Origin of the sequence: Klebsiella sp. CN_Kp106 (genome assembly GCF_040064575.1) — a bacterium.
GTDB lineage: Bacteria > Pseudomonadota > Gammaproteobacteria > Enterobacterales > Enterobacteriaceae > Klebsiella > Klebsiella michiganensis.
The window spans coordinates 101,340-119,715 of record NZ_JBEAIG010000070.1 but is presented as its reverse complement, the minus strand read 5'-3'; the positions used below and the strand labels follow the sequence as shown (position 1 = coordinate 119,715).

Below are 18,376 nucleotides of genomic sequence, written 5' to 3'. Positions count from 1 at the left end.
ATGAGGCAGCCAAAGATGATGACCACTGAAATCAGTACCGCCCGGGAGCAACAACTCTTTAACGGCAAGAACTTTCATGTGGTCATCTATAACAAAACGGAGAGCGTAAGCGGGCTTCACCAGCATGATTACTACGAGTACACCATCGTTTTAACCGGGCGCTATTATCAGGTTATTAATGGCAAGCGGGTGCTGCTGGAGCGCGGGGATTTTGTCTTCATCCCAATGGGGTCGCATCACCAGAGTTTTTATGAATTTGGTGCGACGCGCATTCTTAACGTTGGCATCAGCAAAAGTTTCTTTGAGAAACACTATCTGCCGCTGCTGCCGTTTGGTCTGGTCGCCTCACAGGTCTATGCCGTTAAAAGTACTTTTCTCAGTTATATTGAGTCGGTTATTGCATCACTGAATTTTCGCGAAACTGAATTCGACGAATTTATCGAGCTGGTGTCTTTTTACACCCTGAATCGTTTGCGGCATTATCGTGAAGAACCTACGGAAGACGTTATTCCGCAATGGTTAAAAAATACCGTTGAGGGTATGCACGATAAGCTTAAATTTGGCGAGGGGGCGCTGGAGAATATGGTCGAGCTTTCCGGGAAAACTCAGGAATACTTAACCCGGGCGACCCAGCGTTATTACGCCAAAACGCCGATGCAGATGATTAACGATATTCGCATCAACTTCGCCAAAAAACAGCTGGAGATAACCAACTACTCGGTGACCGATATCGCCTATGAGTCGGGGTACAGTAGTCCAAGTCTGTTTATTAAAACATTCAAGAAGCTGACTTCCTTTACCCCCAGCAGCTATCGGAAACACCTCACCAGTATTAATTAACCGGGCGCGGAATAGTCCGCGCGGTCTAAATATTCAAATTAACTGTCCGTATTTAAACGGAGAGCGGGTGCCGCATACGCGCTATCCGCAAGGGAGAAAAAGATGAGCCAGAAATTGAAGGTAGTGACTATCGGCGGCGGCAGCAGCTATACCCCGGAATTACTGGAAGGATTCCTGAAGCGTTACCATGAACTGCCGATTAGCGAACTGTGGCTGGTGGACGTCGCGGAAGGGCAGGAAAAGCTCGATATAATCCACGCGCTGTGCCAGCGCATGGTGGAAAAAGCCGGCGTCCCGATGAAAGTCTACAAGACTCTCGATCGCCGCGCGGCGCTGGAAGGCGCAGATTTCGTCACCACTCAGCTGCGCGTCGGCCAGCTTAAGGCGCGCGAAAAGGATGAGCGTATTCCGCTGAGCCACGGCTATTTAGGCCAGGAAACCAACGGCGCGGGCGGACTGTTTAAAGGTCTGCGCACCATTCCGGTCATTTTTGACATTGTGAAAGATGTGCAGGAAGTCTGTCCGAACGCCTGGGTGATTAACTTTACCAACCCGGCGGGCATGGTGACCGAGGCGGTTTATCGTCATACCGGCTTTAAGCGCTTTATCGGCGTGTGCAATATTCCTATCGGCATGAAGATGTTTATCACCGATGTGCTGAAGCTGAGCCCGAGCGATGAGCTCAATATCGATCTGTTTGGTCTGAACCATTTGGTGTTCGTGCGAGATGTGCTGGTCAACGGCGTTTCGCGCTTTGACGAGCTGCTTGACGGCGTGGCGTCGGGTCGATTGAGCGCAAACTCGGTGAAAAATATCTTTGATTTGCCGTTTAGCGAAGGGCTGCTCCGTTCGCTGCGCCTGATCCCTTGTTCCTATCTGCTCTACTACTTTAAGCCAAAAGAGATGCTGGCGATTGAAATGGGCGAGTACTACAAAGGTGGCGCCCGCGCGCAGGTGGTGCAGAAGGTTGAGAAACAGCTGTTTGAGCTGTACAAAGATCCGGATCTGAACGTTAAACCAAAAGAGCTGGAACAGCGCGGCGGGGCGTATTACTCCGACGCGGCCTGTGAAGTGATTAACGCCATTTACAATGATAAGCAGGCTGAACATTACGTGAACGTGCCGCACCATGGCCACGTGGATAACATCCCGGCCGACTGGGCGGTCGAGATGACCTGTACGCTGGGTCGCGACGGTGCGAAACCGACGCCGCGCATCACGCATTTCGACGAAAAAGTGCTGGGGCTGATTTACACCATTAAAGGCTTTGAAGTCGCGGCCAGCGAAGCGGCAATCAGCGGTAAACTGGATGACGTGCTGCTGGCGCTTAACCTGAGCCCGCTGATCCACTCCGATCGTGACGCCGAACAGCTGGCGCGTGAGATGATCCTTGCGCACGAGCAGTGGCTGCCAAACTTTGCGGCGACTATCGAAAAACTGAAACAGTAACGGGAGCGGCTTATGGAACGCGTGTTAATCGTCAATGCCGATGATTTTGGCCTCAGCAAAGGGCAAAACTACGGCATTATCGAAGCCTGCAAGAACGGTCTGGTCACCTCCACGACGGCGCTGGTCAACGGCGCGGCGATCGGCCACTCTGCCCAGCTTAGCCGCTGCGTCCCTGAGCTGGCGGTGGGGATGCACTTTGTCCTGACGCTGGGCGAACCGCTGTCGGCGATGCCGGGCTTAACCCGCGAAGGTCGTCTCGGTAAGTGGATTTGGCAGATGGCGGAAGAGGATAGCCTGCCGCTGGATGAGATCGCGCACGAACTGGAGTGCCAGTACCGGCGCTTTGTCGAGCTGTTTGGCCATGAGCCGACGCATATCGACAGCCATCACCATGTGCATATGATTGCGCAGATTTACCCCATCGTCGCGGCCTTTGCGCGCGAGAAGGGGGTGGCGCTGCGGATCGATCGGCAGCTGGCGACGCTGTCAGGTTTAGCGCAGGATGCGGCGCGCAGCAGCGACGGGTTTACCAGCGAGTTTTACGGGGAAGGGGTTTCGGAAGCGCTGTTTCTGCAAACCCTGGATGCCTCTATCCAGCGTGATGAGCGATCGCTGGAGGTGATGTGCCACCCGGCGTTCGTTGATAACACGATTATGGGTAGCGCCTATTGCTACCCGCGCCTGACCGAACTGGACGTGCTCACCGCCGAGTCGCTGAAGTATGCGATTGCCGAGCGCGGCTACCGGCTCGGCACCTATCGCGATGTGTAAGTAAAGAGAAGTGAGAAGCCCGGCAGAAATGCCGGGCTTTTTTTACGCCGGGATCGCGGAGATTTTGGCGCTTCTCGACCACACCCGATGCGCCGCCATCAGGGTAATCAGCGCATCCACCGACGAATTATCGATGGCGTCCGTCTCAACGATGCCTTCTTCCCCCTGACTGGCAACCTGCAGCGGCGCTTTGCACTGCCGGGCATCGCCTGCCAGCAGAATCGGCTTCAGGTGTTTATAGGCTTCCAGCAGGTAGTAGTGGAAATCACCATTGTTGCTCAGGCTTTGCAGATCGCCGCCGGGAACAATGACCGCGTCCACGGTAAGCGATGGCGACCCGGCAAAGGTCCCGGCCACCGGCAGCTCGGTACCGTCATCGGCCTGCACTTTCCCCATTCGGGAATAGAGTAATTTGGCATGCACCCCGTGCGCTTTGAGCGCCTTGAGCAGCGTCAGGAGCTCTTTGGCGACCGGACGATCGTTAAGCAGTACCGCTACCACCCGGCCTTTTACGTCACCGCTGGGAATAGCGTACAGGCTTAACGTAGGATCCTTTTTCAGACCGTTAACATCAGGCGGCGGCGTGATGCTGCGCTGTTCGTCGGTGAGCTCAATACCCAGATTTTTACCCACCGCCTGAGCCAGCTGCAGGTCGATATGCGCCAGCTGATCGACCACCCGCTCGCGGATCCACTCCCTGACGACCTTGCTCAGCTCGAAGCTGAATCCGTCGATAATATGCTGCTGCTCAATAGGCGTCTGGCTACGCCAGAACAGCAGGGGCTGCGAGTAATATTCGCCAAACGACGGACTGCGCTGGCGAATTTTTTCCCCGTCAACCCGCTCGGCACAGGATTCAAAGCCGCCGCGTTTCGCGGCCGGCGGCGTCTCCCGCGGCCAGTTATCGTTGATGGAGTTAGGTTCATAGTTTGCCGGGTTGGTATCAATATCCATCCGGTGCATGCCGTCGCGCTGGAAATTATGGTACGGGCAGGTGGGTTTATTGATCGGGATTTCATGGAAATTCGGCCCGCCGAGGCGGCTGATCTGCGTATCGGTATAGGAGAAGAGTCGGCCCTGCAGCAGCGGATCGTTGCTGAAGTCTATCCCCGGAACGATATGCCCTGGATGGAAGGCCGCCTGTTCGTTTTCGGCAAAGAAGTTGTCCGGGTTGCGATTGAGGACCATCTTACCGACGCGCTGCACCGGTACCAGCGCTTCCGGAATCAGCTTGGTGGGATCCAGCAGATCGAAATCAAAAGCAAACTCGTCCTCTTCCGGGATCAGCTGTAAGCCCAGCTCGTACTCAGGATAATCGCCGGCTTCAATCGCTTCCCATAAATCACGGCGGTGGAAATCGGGATCGCGACCGGTCAGCTTTTGCGACTCGTCCCATACCAGGGAGGCTTTGCCCGCGACCGGCTTCCAGTGAAAACGTACGAAGGTGGCTTTACCTTCCGCGTTAATCAGGCGGAAGGTGTGGATGCCGAACCCTTCCATCGTGCGGTAGCTGCGGGGCAGTCCGCGGTCGGACATCGCCCACATCACGTTATGCAGCGTTTCGGGCTGCAGTGAGACGTAATCCCAGAACGTGTCGTGTGCGCTTTGCCCCTGCGGGACGGCCCAGTGCGGCTCGGGTTTGACCGCGTGGACGAAATCAGGGAACTTGATCGCGTCCTGAATAAAAAAGATCGGCGTGTTGTTGCCGACCAGGTCAAAGATGCCCTCGTCGGTATAAAACTTGGTGGCAAAGCCGCGGATGTCGCGCACCGTATCGGCGGAGCCTGCGCCGCCCTGAACGGTGGAAAACCGGACGAAGACCGGCGTTTTTTTCTGCGGATCGCAGAGGAAAGCCGCTTTGGTGATATCGCTTAAATCGCTGTACGCCTGGAAATAGCCGTGCGCAGCGGAGCCGCGGGCATGGACGATCCTCTCAGGAATGCGCTCGTGGTCAAAATGGGTGATTTTTTCGCGCAGGATAAAATCTTCCAGCAGCGTGGGGCCGCGTTTGCCAGCGCGCAGCGAGTTCTGGTCGTCTGCGATGCGTACGCCCTGATTGGTGGTGAGCGCAAAATCCTCGCCGCCTTTACGCTGTTTTTCAAGGGCATCGAGCTTTTCGCTGTGCGTATCCGGGGCTTTCATACTGCCCGGGGCGGTCGGCTCTTCACCTGGGGCGGTGGGATGCGGCGTGGGCCGCCAGTTCTGATCTTCGGGGGCTAAGGCATCCAGACCTGGTTTTGCTTCCCGGTCGTCGTGAACCGGTGATTGATGGGGTTGCGGGTTATGGTGTTTATCAGACATTGCTCGCTCCTGCTTTCATTGCTGAAAATGGTCGTTGCTAAACCAAAACCCTTCTAATTGTAGAACATCATTTCAAGAATATATTTTTATAAGAGTTTTACTACTAAAGGGCCGCAAGCTGGGGGCGACGAAAGGGGGCTTTTTCGGCTATGATAGGGGTTTCTGTTTCCCGCTGTGTTTAGTGAATCTATTTGTGATGAAACCACTTCGCCAACAAAATCGTCAGGTCATTAGCTACGTGCCGCGAGTCGAGCCTGCGCCGCCGGAACACGCCGTCAAAATGGATGGTTTTCGCGACGTCTGGGTTTTGCGGGGTAAATACGTTGCTTTTGTGCTGATAGACGAACATTTTCGTCGCTCCCCGCCGTTTAACGTGCCGGAAGCGGCGCAGCGCTGGGCGACGCAAATGAGGCAGGAAGGTGAAATCGATGCCTGAAAGGCGCCAGCAACCATCGCTTAGAGAGTTTCCCCCAGTCAGACAGGAGAGACCCGATTGGCCGTATACGTAATAGTATTCGGCCCTTCACGCGCTCTGTTGGAACCCAACTTTATTTTGTCAGCATCCGGACAAAAAATGTGATCACATAGACAAAACGTTACCGCTCACCTGATCTACCCAACATGACGATCACATTAGCTAAAAAACATAAAGTCGTAGCAAAAAAACATAATGGATTGCACGTCTGTAAGTGGAAAAAATAACTTCGTTATGAAAGCGCTTCCACTTGATGCGGGAAATAAACTGTAAATCAGCTGGCTGTAAGTATCAGTCTTATTGTGCTTTGATGCCTGTCTTGCCTCCGGTTTATCACGTTTCTCTAAATTTAGTGTAATCGCTAACACTTGCCGGTTTTAAACTTGGGGCGATGTTAAATGAAACGAAATCAGCTGATTTTATGTTTACTAATGTTTTTCTTCTTTTTTGCCTGGTCATCATCGCAGTCGCTACTGTCAGTATGGTTGAACCAAACCATTGGCCTGCAGGCAACGCAGACAGGTATTATTTTTTCGGCGTTATCAGTATCTGCTTTGTGTGCACAGGTATGTTATGGCTTTATTCAGGATAAGCTAGGGTTAAGGAAAAATCTTCTTTGGTATATATCGATTATGCTGGCGCTCTCCGGGCCGGCATTTATTACTTTCGGCTATTTACTTAAGGTTAACCTGATACTCGGCAGTATATTCGGTGGCCTGTATATTGGACTCACCTTTAATGGCGGAATTGGTGTTCTTGAATCATTTACTGAACGCGTTGGTCGGCATGACAATTTTGAATTCGGTCGAGCGCGGTTTGGTGGTTCACTCGGCTGGGCGGTAGCGAATTTCTTTGCCGGTATGCTGTTTAATCTGGATCCGCGATTTAATTTCCTCGTGGCTTCAGTTGGCGGAATACTGTTTTTTGTGGTCTTAACGACGCTGCGCGTTGGTGAGCGTGCGGCGCCATCTGTTGCGCCGGGAGGCGGCCAGGATAACGCGGCGCAGAGCAGCAGAGTATCGCTACAGGATGCATTGAGCCTGCTGACGCTACCTCGTTTTTGGGCTTTGATTTTTTTTGTTATCGGTTCGTGCGTTTATAACGTTTACGACCAACAATTCCCCGTTTATTTTGTGGCTCAGTTCCCGACCAAAGAAGAGGGAACTGCCATGTTTGGCTATCTGAACTCTATTCAGGTTTTTCTTGAGGCCGCAGGGTTATTTTGTGCTCCGTGGCTAATTAACCGTATTGGGGCAAAAAATGGTTTGATTTTCGCCGGGATGGTCATGGCTGTCAGGATGATTGGATCTGGCCTTGTCGAAGGACCTGTGCTCATTTTTATTACCAAACTTATCCATGCTGCAGAGCTGCCGGTACTGCTGGTTTCCATGTTCAAATATATCACGCTTAATTTCGATAAACGGCTGTCATCAACGCTATATCTGGTTGGGTTTGCCTGTACCAGCTCGGTTATTGGCACGCTGATATCCCCATTGGCAGGCTTTGGTTATGACAGCATTGGCTTTGCGCCAACCTACTTAATTATGGGCAGCGTCGTGTTCGCCACAACGTTTACATCAATATTTTTATTGCGCTCTGGCGGAGATTCTTCGGCAGAACCCGCGATGAGCCAGGTTAACGTAGCGTAAATAATTAGACAGAGTTTCAAAATGAGAATTTTCGGAGGGGGAATGAAAAAGAAATGTCTATTTGATCAGTATGTCGACACTATATTACACGGTGCGGATTATAATCCTGAACAGTGGCAGAATTATCCCGATATTGTTGATAAAGATATTGCGATGATGCAGCAAGCAAAATGCAATATCATGTCAGTCGGCATCTTTAGCTGGGCAAAACTGGAGCCTGCCGAGGGAGTCTATGAATTCAAATGGCTGGATGTCATTCTCGATAAACTGGCCATTGCCGGGATCTCTGTTTTTCTGGCTACCCCGAGCGGCGCGCGTCCTGCGTGGATGTCTCAACGTTATCCGCAGGTTATGCGGGTGAGCCGGGACCGGGTTCCGGCACTACACGGAGGGCGGCATAATCACTGTCTCTCTTCGCCAGTCTATCGTAAGAAAACGTTAAAAATAAATACCCTGCTGGCTGAGCGTTACTCTCATCATCCCGCGATCCTGGGCTGGCATATCTCTAATGAATATGGCGGTGAGTGCCATTGTGGCTTGTGCCAGCAGCAATTTCGTGAGTGGCTTAAAGAACGTTACAAAACGCTGGATGCGCTTAATCATGCCTGGTGGAGCAGTTTCTGGAGTCATACCTATAGCGACTGGTCGCAAATCGAATCACCGGCCCCGCAGGGAGAAACTTCCATTCACGGGCTGAACCTTGACTGGCATCGGTTTAATACTGCACAGGCCACTGATTTTTGTCGTCAGGAAATTAAACCGTTGAAAGCGGCAAATCCGCAGCTCCCGGTTACCACCAATTTCATGGAGTATTTTAACGATTACGACTACTGGCAACTGGTGGAGCCGCTGGATTTTATCTCATGGGATAGCTACCCACTATGGCACGGTGATAAAGATGAAATCACTCTTGCCTGCCATACAGCGATGTATCACGACATGATGCGTAGCCTGAAAGGGGGGCAGCCCTTTGTTTTAATGGAATCAACTCCTGGGGCGACAAACTGGCAGCCAATCAGTAAGTTGAAAAAGCCGCGGATGCATATCCTTTCTTCCCTACAGGCGGTGGCGCATGGCGCCGACTCTATTCAGTACTTCCAGTGGCGTAAAAGCCGGGGTTCTATGGAGAAATTTCACGGCGCTGTGGTTGACCATGTAGGGCATCTTGAGACACGCGTTGGGCAAGAGGTCTGCGAGCTGGGTGAAATATTAAGCCGGTTGTCGGGCGTTGCGGGATGCCTGACGGATGCCAGAGTCGCGATTATTTTCGATCAGCAAAATCGCTGGGCGCTGAACGATGCCCAGGGACCACGCAATCTTGGTATGGAGTACGAGAGAACAGTTAATGAACATTATCGTCCATTCTGGGAGCAGGGCGTTGCGGTTGATGTTATTGATGCCGATGGCGATTTAAATCAATACCAACTGGTGATTGCACCGATGCTTTATATGGTTCGGGACGGTTTTGCAGAACGAGCTGAAGAGTACGTGGCTGATGGCGGCTATTTAGTTACAACATACTGGTCAGGGATCGTCAACGAAAGCGACCTGTGCCATTTGGGAGGCTTTCCAGGCCCGTTGCGTAAACTTCTCGGTATCTGGGCTGAGGAGATAGATGCGCTCAATGATGGGGAATATTGTCAATTATCAGGAGTCCCTGGCAATAACGCCGGGCTTAAGGGGCCTTACAAGGCTCACCATCTCTGCGAGTTAATCCATACCGAAACGGCGCAATCACTGGCAGTTTACGACGATGATTTTTACGCAGGCCGACCGGCAGCGACCATAAATCATTTCGGCCAAGGTAAGGCCTGGTATATCGCATCGCGCAACGATCTGGCTTTTCAGCGTGATTTTTTCACCGCGCTCATTAACGAACTGGCCTTAACGCGAGCCATTGAAGAACGATTCCCGACAGGCGTTGTTGCCACTGCGCGCACTGATGGAGCGCGCACCTTTGTCTTTATCCAAAACTATACGGCCTGTGCGCAATTCGTCACGCTTCCTTCAGGCTATAGCGATGCTTTATCATTGACCACCATCAACGAGCTCACGCTGGGGCCCTGGGATTGCCGGGTTATCCGTCGACTTGCGTAGATCCTTTGGAGATAAAAAAACGCGCAGCTCAGGCCGCGCGTTTAAGGGATATGCATAGGAAATACAAAGATTAGCGGTGCGCCAGCTCCGCGTCCTCTTCGCTGTCGAGAATAGCTTTATCGGTTTGGCGCAGCCACTGGCTGGTCAGGGTACCGGCGGTCATGGAACCGCTTACGTTCAGCGCGGTACGGCCCATATCAATCAGCGGCTCAACCGAGATCAGCAGCGCCACCAGCGTGACCGGCAGGCCCATCGCCGGCAGAACGATCAGGGCGGCAAAGGTCGCGCCGCCGCCCACGCCCGCGACCCCGGCGGAACTGACGGTCACGATGCCCACCAGCGTCGCAATCCACAGCGGATCGAGCGGGTTAATACCGACGGTAGGGGCGACCATCACGGCGAGCATCGCCGGATAGAGGCCCGCGCAGCCGTTCTGCCCGATCGTGGCGCCGAACGATGCGGAGAAGCTGGCGATAGACTCCGGCACGCCCAGGCGACGCGTTTGCGCTTCCACGTTCAGCGGAATAGACGCCGCGCTGGAGCGGCTGGTAAAGGCGAAGGTCAATACCGGCCAGACTTTACGGAAGTACTTCAGAGGACTCACGCCGTTGACCGCCAGCAGCAGACCGTGCACCACGAACATGATGCCCAGACCAATATAGGAGGCGATAACGAAGCTGCCGAGCTTGATGATGTCCTGCAGGTTAGAGCCCGCGACCACCTTGGTCATCAGCGCCAGCACGCCGTACGGCGTTAACTGCATCACCAGGCGCACCAGCTTCATTACCCAACTCTGCAGCGTGTCGATGGCGGTGAGTACGCGCTGGCCTTTGGCGACGTCATCTTTCAGCAATTTCAGCGCCGCGACGCCGAGGAACGCGGCGAAGATAACCACGCTGATAATCGACGTTGGGTTCGCGCCGGTCAGATCGGCAAACGGGTTTTTCGGTACGAAAGAGAGGATCAGCTGCGGGACGCTCAGGTCCGCGACTTTACCGGCGTAATTGCTCTGAATGGCGTTGAGGCGGGCGGTCTCCGCGCTGCCCTGAACCAGCCCTTCGGCGGTCAGGCCAAACATATTAGTGACCAGCACCCCGACCAGCGCCGCAATCAGCGTGGTGAACAGCAGGGTTCCAATACTGAGGAAGCTGATTTTACCCAGCTGCGAGGCATTATGCAGACGGGCGACCGCGCTCAGAATGGAGGCGAAAACCAGCGGCATGACGATCATTTGCAGCAGTTGAACATAGCCGTTACCGACGATATTGAACCACTGGATAGAATCCTTCAGCACCGGGCTGTCGGAACCATAGATAAGCTGTAGCGCCAGGCCGAAGACAACGCCGATCGCCAGACCGACCAGCACTTTTTTAGCGAGGCTCCACTGTTTATGGCGGGTTTGGGCCAGCGCCAACAGTAAAACCGCGAACACGACTACGTTCGCTATTAATGGAAAGTTCATCCCCGTTCTCCTGATATCTTTTATTACCGGGCTGGTCAATAACCAGCTCTTATGACGGCAAGGGTAGCAGAAGGCGTTATTCGTTACTTATATTCAAATGGAATTGATTATAACCAATTGAATAATTCGCTGGTTTATCGTCCACCCTGGTGGCTAATTAAGCGATTAAAGGTGGTTTGCAAAGAATTAATCATGTCCGATGACCAGCGAATGGCGCTGTTTTCGGCAACGTTTTGCGGCATCCATACGGCATAGATAAACAGCGCCATACACAGCGCGCGCTCCAGCTGGTTACCCTTGCGCGGTGCAAGCAGGGGCAGGCGAAAACGCCAGCGGCAGGGCCAGAGCAGCGGAACGCCTGCCGGGGTGAGCATGTCGGCGAGAATATGGCTGAGGTAGCCAAGAACCAGGCCCTGAACCGCATCTGCCGGCACTATCCAGCTTTCCGGTACTTTCAATGAGAAAATCGCGACCGCGCCAAAGACCACCAGCAGGCTATGGGTGAAGCCGCGATGGCCAAAGGCGCGCGCTATCGGTTTTGATATCCAGCTTAATCGCTGACCGAGAAACGACTTAGGGTGATCGATATCCGGCAGCAGACAGGTCAGGATGGCGGAAGGAACGATGTGCCACCAGTCGCCCTGAGCCAGCACGGGGGTCAATTCCGCGTTTTTCGCAAATACCGCACAGGCGATAGAGAAGAGGAGGTGGCCTTCCGCCGTCATGATAAAAACCCTAAACTGTCAATTCATACAGTATAGGGTTTTTATACAGTGTGCGGAAGAGGTGACGGTGTAACTCTTTGTCACAAAAACATCAGCGTGCCAGCCAGCCGCCATCTACCGCCAGCGTAAAGCCGCTAATGTAATCCGCCGCCCGGGAGGCGAGAAAAACGACCGGCCCCTGAAGGTCATCCGGCACGCCCCAGCGCCCGGCCGGAATACGGTCGAGAATCGCTTTGCTGCGCTCGGCGTCTTCACGCAGCTGCTGGGTATTGTTGGTGGCCATGTATCCCGGGGCAATGGCGTTAACGTTGATGCGATGCCCCGCCCATTCGTTGGCCATCAGGCGGGTAATGCCCAGTACGCCGCTTTTTGACGCGGTGTAGGAGGGTACCCGAATCCCCCCCTGAAAGGAGAGCATTGAGGCAATGTTAACGATTTTCCCGCCGTCACCCTGCTGAATAAACTGTCTGGCGACCGCCTGTGAAAGAAAGAACACCGACTTCAGATTCAGGTTAATCACCTCGTCCCAGTCTTTTTCGCTAAAGGAGAGCGCATCGGCGCGGCGGATGGTTCCCGCATTGTTGACCAGAATATCTACCCGGCCCATGGCGGCCACGGCCCGATCGACAATGGTTTCAATCTCATCCTGCCGGCTCAGATCGGCCTGAATAGCGGTAAAGCGTCGGCCCAGCGCCTGAACCTTCTCTGCGGTTTCATGGGGGATCCGGCGATTCACGCCGACGATATCGCACCCGGCCTGCGCAAGGCCCAGCGTCATTCCCTGGCCCAGCCCGGTATCACAACCCGTCACGATAGCGACCTTGCCCGTAAGGTCAAAGGCGTTCAGTACCATATGCACCTCTGTATGCTGATTTCACGCGTTAAATAACGCCGTTGAGACAAGCATAGAGGGCGGGAGAAGAAAAAACAAATAAAAATGAAACGCTGTTTTAATTTTGTGATGATGAGACGGTGCCGCTATCTCATCATCAGCGGCAGGATTAACCGAGCAGGTCGCTCAGGGTGAGGGATTCAAGGGTGGCAAGCTTCACGTCCGCCAGCACGAAGCGCGGATCGCGGCTGTTTTCCGCTTCCGGTACGACGATAGATCGCATTCGGGCCGCTTTGCTGGCAATCATGCCGTTAACCGAGTCTTCCAGCGCCACGCAGTGCATCGGGCTGACGCCGAGTCTGGCGGCGCAGTCCAGATAGACCTGCGGGTGCGGTTTGCTGAACGGCAGCCCTTCGGCGGAAGCGAGGGCGTCAAATTGATCGCGCAGTTCAAACATGGTGAGGACTTTTTCCAGCATCCGCTGCGGCGAAGCCGACGCCAGGCCGATTTTCAACCCCTGGGCTTTGCACATCGCCACCGCTTCCCGCGCACCGGGGAGGAGCGGACGCGCTTCTTCCACCAGCTGGATGGCGCGGTTGATGATCCGCGCGGTGACTTCGGCACGATCCGGGCCTTTCCACGGCTGCTGGGCAAACCACAGATCGACGACTAAATCGATGCGCAGCCCCAGGATATCGGGCATTTCATGGCGGCGGCTGATATCCACCCCGAGGCTTGCCATCACCTCCAGCTCCGCTTTATCCCACAGCGGCTCAGAATCAATCAGTAAACCATCCATATCAAAAATCGCGGCGTGAATCTGGCGCCTGGCTGACATAAGTCCCTCTCCTGTAGCGTAAGTAGATAACGAATCGGCACTCATGGTATATCATACCGCGCATTATTGGGCGAAATTCGCCGACGAAGGTAGACTTAGGGTAGACAGGCGTCTTAACAAGGGGAACCCATGACGTATCAACAAGCTGGACGCGTTGCAGTACTTAAACGTATTTTGGGGTGGGTGGTATTTATCCCGGCGGTTATCTCGACGCTGATCTCCGTGCTGAAGTTTATGTACGAGCACAGTGAGAAAAAACCGGGCATTGACGCGGTGATGATGGACTTTGCTCATGTGATGATTGAGATGATGCGTTTCAATACGCCGTTCCTGAATTTCTTCTGGTACAACTCGCCGCTGCCGGACTTTAAGCACGGTATGAATATCGGCTTCTGGGTTATCTATATTCTGGTGTTCGTCGGCATGGCGCTACAGGCCTCCGGAGCGCGGATGGGGCGCCAGGCGAAGTTTCTGCGCGAGGGCGTTGAGGATCAGCTGATTCTGGAGCAGGCGAAAGGGGCCGAAGGGCTGACGCGCGAACAAATCTCTGAACGCGTTGTGGTGCCGCGCCATACCATCCTGGTGCAGTATTTTCCGCTATACGTCCTGCCGGTAATTATTATTGTGCTGGGCTACTTCTTCTTCTCTTTACTCGGCTTTCTGTAAAAGACCGGCCCGGAAGCGCCGGGCCGGCAGAATCACTGGGTGGGAAGGGCGCGCGGTTTACCCTCATTATCTACCGCAACGTAGATAAACAGCGCTTCGGTTGCTTTGTAGCGCTGGCCGATGGGTTCAGACGACACCTTCTTGACCCACACTTCCATATTGATGGTTATCGACGTATTGCCGCGCTTCACGCAGCTGGCGTAGCAGCACACCACGTCGCCGACCGCGACCGGGCGTAAAAAAGTCATGCCGTCGACGCGCACGGTCACAACGCGACCGTGGGCAATCTCTTTGGCCATAATCGCCCCGCCAATATCCATCTGCGACATCAGCCAGCCGCCGAAAATATCGCCGTTAGCGTTGGTGTCCGCCGGCATCGCCAGGGTGCGTAATACCAATTCGCCCTTCGGCGTAAGATCTGTTGTTGTCATTCTATACTCTGTACTAGTCAAAGATGATCAGGCGGATGCTACTATGAAAATGACGCTGAGAGAATAGGGAATACGCCCGCGATAGCGGGCGTGAGGGGTTAGAAGGAGATCGTGACGCCAGCGTAATAGGCGCGACCCGGTTCGTTATAGGTCGAAGCCCCTTCGTTTTCACGATAAATTTGCTTATCGAACAGGTTACTGATCCCGGCGTTCAGGCGCAGGTCTTTCATTAGCTGATAGTTACCGCCGATACCAACCACGGAATAGGAGCCCACTTCATTGGTGGCCAGTACGCCGTTTTCAGTACGAATTTCCGCATATTCCCGCGGTTTCTGCCGACCGTACAAAGTCCAGTTGACGTTCGCCGAAAACTTGCTGGTCACCTGCCAGTCGAGCAGGGTATTGATGGTGTATTTCGGAATAACGGACAGCGGGTTTCCGGTATCTTTGTTTTCCGATTTGATCATATAAGTGGCGTTGGTGCGCCAGCTGAGCGTATCGGCAATGACCGGAACCAGCAGCGTGCCTTCAAGGCCTTCGACGACCGCTTTCCCGCCGTTCTCCCACTGCAGGATATTCGCTCCGGTCGCGGTATTACCCAGAATCTCGGTGCCGGAGACGATCTTGTTTTTGTAGTCGTTGCGGAACCAGGTGACGCCGGCGTTGTAACCGTTCAGGTTAAACTCAAGGCCGATCTCCTTGTTGATGCTGATTTCCGGATCGAGGTCCGGGTTACCCAACAGATAGCAGTTGCCATCGGCAATACTTATCGGGCAGCCGTTACCCCGCGTAGAAAGCAGATAGCCTTCGCTCGACTGATACAGGTTCGGCGCTTTAAATACCCGGGCGATGCCCGCTTTGACCTTAAACATATCCCCCAGATCCTGCGCCAGGTTCAGGCTCGGGCTCCAGTTGCTGCCGAAGTCGTTATGATAGTCGAAGCGTAGACCCGGGATAATATTGGTGCCCGGCATCGCTTCAATATTGTCTTCCAGATAGATACCGGTCAGGGTGGCGCTGTTTTTAGGGCTGCGTTGTGAAGGATCGCCCGAAATCCCGGGGAGAGCATCCGTGGTGGTGGTGGCCTGCATGGATGCCGGATCGTTTAGCTCATCGCGATTCCATTCCATGCCCAAAGTCAGGGTCTGTTCAGCGAGCCAGTTGAAGGGGAGATTCACCTCTGCGGTTGAGCGCCACGACTCCAGGCGGCTGGTGTCATAGACATCGCTATTGATCATCCCTTCAACGCGGCCGGTGGTGCCCTCCTGCAGGCGGGTATTGTTGGTTTTTTCGTAGTAGACGCCCGCCTTCGACTGGCCCCAGTCCCAGATCCCGTTGTAGGTCAGGCCCCAGGTCTGCCGATATAGCCGGTTGGTTTCCTGACCGTACAGCGTATCCACCAGGCCATTTGGGCTCATATTGCTGTTGCTGTACTGCGTATCGCCGGCATAAATATTGCCCTGGCGGCTATAGGCGTAGCTAAAATCCAGGATCTGCTGCGGCGTAACTTTCCACGACAGCAGGGCGTTAATATCTTTGTTGCGTACCCCTTCGCGGCCCGCCGCGTAAGAGCCATTTTGCGCGCGGTTAATATCCCAGGCATCGGGCTCCGTTTTGTTGATGTTGCCGTACAAACGCATGGTCAGGGCATCTCCCGCCAGCGGTCCGTTGAGGCTGAAGTTAGCCCGGTTGGTGGCGCCTTCTTTATTATTTTCCGGCTGATTGGTATACAGCGAAAGCGAGCCGTGCCAGTCGTTGGTGGGGCGTTTGGTGATGATATTGACAACGCCGCCCGCGGCGCCTGAGCCGTAGCGCGCTGCGGCAGGGCCGCGCAGAACTTCAATGCGTTCCACCATTTCCGGCGGTACCCAGTTGCTGTCGCCGCGGGTATCGCGCTCGCCGCGCCAGCTATAGCGCACTGAATTGCGGGAGGTGACGGGCACGCCGTCGATAAGAATCAGCGTGTTTTCCGGTCCCATTCCGCGAATGTCGATCTGACGGTTGTTGCCGCGGCTGCCGCTGGCGCTGTTGCCGGTCAGGTTGACACCGGGCATTTTACGGATGATTTCTGAGAGATCGTTAACCGGGGGATCTTTAGCAATATCTTCCGCAGTGATGATCGAGACGCCCGGCTGCTGCTTCAGCGCCTCTTCGGCGGTGCCATGAACCACCATGGTCTCCGTATCCTGTTCCACCTCTTCGGCGAAGACCCCTGGGCTGAGTAAGCCTGCAATGGCCAGGGCCAGGGGCGTTGCTATGTGATTTTTCTGCGTTCTCATTATAAATATCCATATCAAATCATGAAAAATTGAGATCGAGAATATCAATGATAATCATTATCGTTTCAATAAAGCGACGCTAATCTCCATTAAATCCTCACAATTGCCGCAACTTTCCGGCATGTGGTAGATATCATGAAGAAACCGGCGAGCCTGAACCCTCCGGTTTCCGGGCGCGTTCGTCAGGAGGTGGGGGTTTCGTTGTCGGTTTTTTGACGGCGTGTTTGCGATTGGTACCACGCCGGGAGCTCAGCCAGTCTGATGCCGGTCGGGACATAGCTTTGTTTCAGGCAGGCTATGCGCTGGGAACGATAAATACCGGTATAGCCCGAGACCAGCCATGCCACCACGCAGGCCAGCGCCGCGTAAACACCGATTTCCGCGCCAAATAGCTCAATCGCCATCAGCGTCGAGGCGATGGGGGTATTCGCCGCGCCGGCAAAGACGGCGACAAAACCTATCCCGGCCAGAAAACCTGGCGGCATATGCAGCAGCGGCGCCAGCGCATTGCCCAGCGTCGCGCCGACGTAAAACAGCGGGGTGACTTCGCCACCTTTAAATCCGCTTCCTAAAGAGACAACGGTGAAGATCAGTTTGCCGAAGCAGTCCCACGGCGCCAGCGGATGCTGGAAAGCGTCTACTATCACCGGTATGCCCAGGCCAATATAGCGCTCTCCGTGCAGCAGCCAGACGGCGCCGGCAATCGCCAGTCCGCCAATAAACGGCCGCAGCGGCGCGTAGTGAATCCGTTTTTTCATCAAGGCGCCGACCGCATGCGTGCTGTCGGCGAAAATGCGCGCCGCGAGGCCAAAGCAGCAGCCGGCGATAATGATGGCCAGCAGCGTCCAGAGCGTCAGCGTGGGAAAGCCGGTAATAAAGTAGTGCGTATGCTGCACGCCCCACATGATGCCGACCCGATCGGCGATAATCGCGGCAAACAGACAGGGAAGAATGGCGTTGTAGTCCATCCGGCCGATAGCCAGGACCTCGAGCCCGAATAGCGCTCCGGCGAGCGGGGTACCGAAAACCGAAGAGAAACCGGCGCTGATCCCGGCCATCAGTATCATTCGCCGTGCATCGTCGTTAAGGCGGAAAAGGGCCGTAAAACGGTCGGCGATCGAGGCCCCCATCTGCACCGCCGTGCCTTCACGCCCGACGGAGGCGCCAAACAGATGAGAAACAACGGTGCCGAAAAAAACCAGCGGCGCCATGCGCAAGGGAATGATGCGCTGAGGGTCGTGAATCTCTTCCAGAATCAGGTTATTGCCGGCCTCCACGCGGGTGCCGTAGCGCAGGTAGATCCAGCCGACGGCAAAACCGGCCAACGGCAGGAGCCCGATAAGCCAGAGGTCAGCTTCACGCGTTGCCGTGGCCCACTGCAGTGAGAAAAGAAAAAACGCCGATGCCGTACCCGCCAGCACCGCGATGATAAAGGCGAGGAGCAGCCATTTTCCGAGGAAGAAAAGCAGAGAGAGTGATGAAAAGCGGTTTGCACGCATCGTCAGTTCCTTAGAAGATTAACCTTCCCGGACGCGGTGCCTGCAATTCAGATATGCCTGCC

General features: G+C 54.5%; 15 protein-coding genes. 7 read left to right on the top strand and 8 right to left on the bottom strand.

All coding sequences use genetic code 11. The features are described 5' to 3' along the window. From chbR to chbG, 3 genes are all read left to right on the top strand, one after another. Complete coding sequence (chbR, locus tag ABLU96_RS25230; protein ID WP_071532282.1) at positions 1-840, top strand: transcriptional regulator ChbR; 840 nt, start codon at positions 1-3, stop codon at positions 838-840. 102 nt (positions 841-942) lie between these two features. Next, positions 943-2,289 carry a 6-phospho-beta-glucosidase gene (locus tag ABLU96_RS25225; protein ID WP_009653470.1) on the top strand — a complete coding sequence of 449 codons (1,347 nt, stop codon included), beginning with the start codon at positions 943-945 and terminating at the stop codon, positions 2,287-2,289. A gap of 12 nt (positions 2,290-2,301) precedes the next feature. Continuing rightward, a complete protein-coding gene (gene chbG, locus ABLU96_RS25220; RefSeq protein WP_064405393.1) occupies positions 2,302-3,060 on the top strand; it encodes a chitin disaccharide deacetylase in 759 nt (252 codons plus the stop codon). 42 nt (positions 3,061-3,102) lie between these two features. On the opposite strand, the gene katE is transcribed toward chbG, so the two are convergent. Then, on the bottom strand, positions 3,103-5,361 hold the full coding sequence (gene katE, locus ABLU96_RS25215; RefSeq protein ID WP_064405395.1) for a catalase HPII: 2,259 nt from the start codon (positions 5,359-5,361) through the stop codon (positions 3,103-3,105). Positions 5,362-5,557: 196 nt separating this feature from the next. Here katE and cedA point away from each other — a divergent pair, with 196 nt between their 5' ends. From cedA to ABLU96_RS25200, 3 genes are all read left to right on the top strand, one after another. Then, positions 5,558-5,797: a cell division activator CedA gene (gene cedA, locus ABLU96_RS25210; RefSeq protein ID WP_009653410.1), complete on the top strand. Its 240-nt coding sequence runs from the start codon at positions 5,558-5,560 to the stop codon at positions 5,795-5,797. 437 nt (positions 5,798-6,234) lie between these two features. Then, the gene (locus ABLU96_RS25205; RefSeq protein ID WP_004101348.1) at positions 6,235-7,485 is read left to right on the top strand and encodes an MFS transporter; all 1,251 of its coding nucleotides are present in this window, start codon (positions 6,235-6,237) and stop codon (positions 7,483-7,485) included. Positions 7,486-7,527: 42 nt separating this feature from the next. Then, the gene (locus tag ABLU96_RS25200) at positions 7,528-9,582 is read left to right on the top strand and encodes a beta-galactosidase (RefSeq protein ID WP_348862886.1); all 2,055 of its coding nucleotides are present in this window, start codon (positions 7,528-7,530) and stop codon (positions 9,580-9,582) included. A gap of 70 nt (positions 9,583-9,652) precedes the next feature. Here ABLU96_RS25200 and ABLU96_RS25195 read toward each other — a convergent pair whose 3' ends face one another. The 4 genes from ABLU96_RS25195 to hxpB form a co-directional block, all read right to left on the bottom strand. Continuing rightward, positions 9,653-11,044, bottom strand: a complete 1,392-nt coding sequence (locus ABLU96_RS25195; RefSeq protein ID WP_014228987.1) for an L-cystine transporter — start codon at positions 11,042-11,044, stop codon at positions 9,653-9,655. A gap of 134 nt (positions 11,045-11,178) precedes the next feature. Then, entirely contained in the window at positions 11,179-11,769 is a 591-nt protein-coding gene (locus tag ABLU96_RS25190; RefSeq protein ID WP_032749476.1) for a metal-dependent hydrolase, read from the bottom strand. 91 nt (positions 11,770-11,860) lie between these two features. Further along, positions 11,861-12,622, bottom strand: coding sequence for a 2-dehydro-3-deoxy-D-gluconate 5-dehydrogenase KduD (gene kduD, locus ABLU96_RS25185; RefSeq protein WP_014228989.1), 762 nt, complete (start codon positions 12,620-12,622; stop codon positions 11,861-11,863). 148 nt (positions 12,623-12,770) lie between these two features. Further along, the gene (gene hxpB / locus ABLU96_RS25180; protein ID WP_049082229.1) at positions 12,771-13,439 is read right to left on the bottom strand and encodes a hexitol phosphatase HxpB; all 669 of its coding nucleotides are present in this window, start codon (positions 13,437-13,439) and stop codon (positions 12,771-12,773) included. Between the two features lie 129 nt (positions 13,440-13,568). Between hxpB and ABLU96_RS25175 the strand changes: the two genes are divergently transcribed. After that, a complete protein-coding gene (locus tag ABLU96_RS25175) occupies positions 13,569-14,105 on the top strand; it encodes a YniB family protein (RefSeq protein WP_009653426.1) in 537 nt (178 codons plus the stop codon). A gap of 32 nt (positions 14,106-14,137) precedes the next feature. Here the strand turns inward: ABLU96_RS25175 and yciA are convergent, their stop codons facing one another. The 3 genes from yciA to ABLU96_RS25160 all read right to left on the bottom strand — a co-directional run bounded on the left by yciA (position 14,138) and on the right by ABLU96_RS25160 (position 18,314). Then, positions 14,138-14,536, bottom strand: coding sequence for an acyl-CoA thioester hydrolase YciA (gene yciA, locus ABLU96_RS25170; RefSeq protein ID WP_025106975.1), 399 nt, complete (start codon positions 14,534-14,536; stop codon positions 14,138-14,140). Positions 14,537-14,634: 98 nt separating this feature from the next. Beyond that, the gene (locus ABLU96_RS25165; protein WP_014228993.1) at positions 14,635-16,815 is read right to left on the bottom strand and encodes a TonB-dependent siderophore receptor; all 2,181 of its coding nucleotides are present in this window, start codon (positions 16,813-16,815) and stop codon (positions 14,635-14,637) included. A gap of 182 nt (positions 16,816-16,997) precedes the next feature. Next, positions 16,998-18,314, bottom strand: a complete 1,317-nt coding sequence (locus ABLU96_RS25160) for a voltage-gated chloride channel family protein (protein ID WP_064405397.1) — start codon at positions 18,312-18,314, stop codon at positions 16,998-17,000. Between the last annotated feature and the right edge of the window lie 62 nt (positions 18,315-18,376).